Origin of the sequence: Frankia sp. AgKG'84/4, assembly GCF_023242965.2 — a bacterium.
In the GTDB taxonomy this organism is placed as follows: domain Bacteria; phylum Actinomycetota; class Actinomycetes; order Frankiales; family Frankiaceae; genus Frankia.
The window spans coordinates 1-1,959 of the sequence record NZ_JALKFU020000978.1; the positions used below are offsets into that span (position 1 = coordinate 1).

Sequence of the window (1,959 nt, forward strand, 5' to 3'; positions counted from 1 at the left end):
GCTCAGCGCTGGGCGGCCTCGTCGAGGAGGTCCAACGCGGTGCCGACGATGGTGTCGACGGGCACGGGGGCGCCGCCGCCACCCGTGGGCCCGACCGTGCCGGGCGGCGGCGCGGCGGACCCGAGGGTGGAGATCGGATCGCCGTGCACGCCGGCGAGGAAGCTCAGCGTCCGCGGGTCGCCGTCCACGACGGTGACGATCGGGCCGCGGCACCGCGCCGGGAACAGCTCGGCGAGCAGGGCGTCCGAGCCCTCGGCCAGTCCGCGCCGGGCCTGCAGGGCATGGAACACCGCGTTCGGCGAGGTCACGCACACCACGCTGACCTCGCGGCGCAGCCCGGCCCGCAGCCGCGCCGCCGCGTCGAGGACCTCCGGCAGCACCGGGCCCACCCCGACCAGGGTGACGACGGCGCCCGGACCGCCGTCGTGCAGCCGGTAGCCGCCCGCGAGCACCAGTGCCCGGCGCCGGCGCAGCCCGCCCGGGTCCGCGGGCAACTCGGCGAGGCGCTGGTCGACCGGCCGGGCGGAGAGCCGGATCAGGCTGGCCGCACCGTCCAGACGGGCGAGGCGGCCGAGGCCGGCGAGCAGACACCAGGACAGGTCGGCCGCGAACGCCGGCTGCCACGTCGTCGCGACCGCGGTGGGCACACCCTCGCCGCCACTCCAGACCAGCGCCCTGGCCGCCGGGTCGAACCCCGTGTCGGCCACCGCGAGCACGCTGCGTGCGTCCGCTTCGCAGGCGGCGAGCCAGCCCGGCAGCACCTGCCCGGCGGACGCCTCGTCGGCCACGCCGATCGGCAACAGCGGCAGGCCCTGGCGGCTCCACGCCACCCCGAGGGAACCGAGCACCCCACCGAACGCCGTCGCGGACAGCCCACCAGCGACGTGCCGTCCACGGGGCCGCCCGTGCGCGGTCGTGCCGGAATCCCCGGTGTTGCCGGCCGCGCCATCGTTGCCGTTCGCGCCGCCGTTGCCGTTCGCGCCGCCGTTGCCGTTCGCGCCGCCGTGGCCGTTCGCGCCCATGCTGGCCGCACCGGCAGTGCCGTCCGCGGGGGGCAGAGGTCGCGGGGCGGCCGGTTCCGTGGCGCTGCCGGGTTCATCCGATGACCCGCCCGCGGCGGCGAGCCAGCCGGCCAGCACCGGGTCGGCCGCGCGGGTGCTGACCGTGACCACCGCCGCGGCGGCCTGCGGTGCGAGACCGGGCAGGTCACGCAGCAGCGCGCCGAACGCGTCCTGAGTGGAGATCCAGCCCGGGAACGGGCGGCCCGCCCGCGGCGGGACCAGCGCCGGATCCCGTGCCGCGACGGGCGCCCGGTCCAGATACCGGGCGACATGGCGGGCGAGTCGGCGTGCCCCGGAGCTCCACGGCAGCGGTTCGAGCGCCGCCCGATCCGACCGCCGCGCGACCGTGCCCGCGGTGACCGTGCCCGCGGTGACCGTGCCCGCGGTGGGCGACAGGTCGACAGCGGCGGCCACGTCCGGTTCCTGTCCGGACGGCGCCCCGGGATCGGCGACGTGCGACGGCCCGCCATCGACCGGCCCGCCGGCGGTCGTGTCGTCGTGGCCGGGATCGTCCGGCGGGAGCAGTCGGTCATCGACGTAGGCGAACAGGACGGTCGGGCGGTCGGCGGCGACCTCGTCGAACGCGTCGATGAGCAGCGGGATGTCGTGGCCACCGAGGTCACGCAGGCAGGCGAGGATCTCCTCGTCGCTGAGGGTGTCCAACAGCCGGCTGATGCCGACACCGGTGGCGCCGGGCCCGGCGAGCCCGCGGCGCAGATCGGCGCCGCGGGCGTGCAGCAGGTCCCGGTACTGCGACGGGGTGAGCTGGTCCAGGCGGATCCGCAGCGCCTGGCCGCCGGGTCGTTCCAGCAGGGCCGCGAGCTGGCGGCCGAAACGCACGCAGAGCACCTGCCAGCCGGCGGCCTCGAACATCCGCGCGGCCCGCGCGGGACCGCCG

The 1,959-nt window shown here is 77.7% G+C and carries 1 pseudogene; it reads right to left on the bottom strand.

Going from position 1 to position 1,959, the window contains the following annotated elements:
• Positions 1 to 2 precede the first annotated feature (2 nt).
• A pseudogene (locus MXD58_RS26545) lies at positions 3 to 1,959 on the bottom strand (pyruvate dehydrogenase); the annotation flags it as partial.